Raw genomic sequence first — 363 nt, forward strand, 5'->3', positions numbered from 1 at the left:
GGTCAAATTGGTTCAACGCTTGATTATCGATCCAATGTTTGACCTTAATGAGGCGATGCAAGCTTTTGTTGAACGTCGTTCAGAACAACCAAAATTAGTCGCAACGAACCACGATGAGATAGGGGATCTGGTTCGAGCTTTTAATACCATGCTCGAAAGACTTCAACATCGTGACAACCAAATCAATTTTACGCTCGATAAACTACAAGAAGAAAAGTCGTTTGCAAATGAGGTAATTGAAACTGTTCAGCACTCGTTGTTGGTAGCCGATGAAAAAGGGTTCATCGTTCATGCGAACGCTGCTACTCGTGACATTTTTAAATGTACCGAAGCGTTTCTTGAAAATTTGTTGATCCAAGAGTT

At 40.5% G+C, this 363-nt stretch carries 1 protein-coding gene; it reads left to right on the plus strand.

Annotated elements, in window-relative coordinates; all coding sequences use genetic code 11:
• A partial coding sequence (locus AB4486_RS22670) for a HAMP domain-containing protein (protein ID WP_372118721.1) occupies window positions 1–363 on the plus strand: 363 nt, incomplete at both ends.

It is taken from the genome of Vibrio sp. 10N.222.55.C6 (genome assembly GCF_041473395.1).
Taxonomy (GTDB): domain Bacteria; phylum Pseudomonadota; class Gammaproteobacteria; order Enterobacterales; family Vibrionaceae; genus Vibrio; species Vibrio crassostreae_C.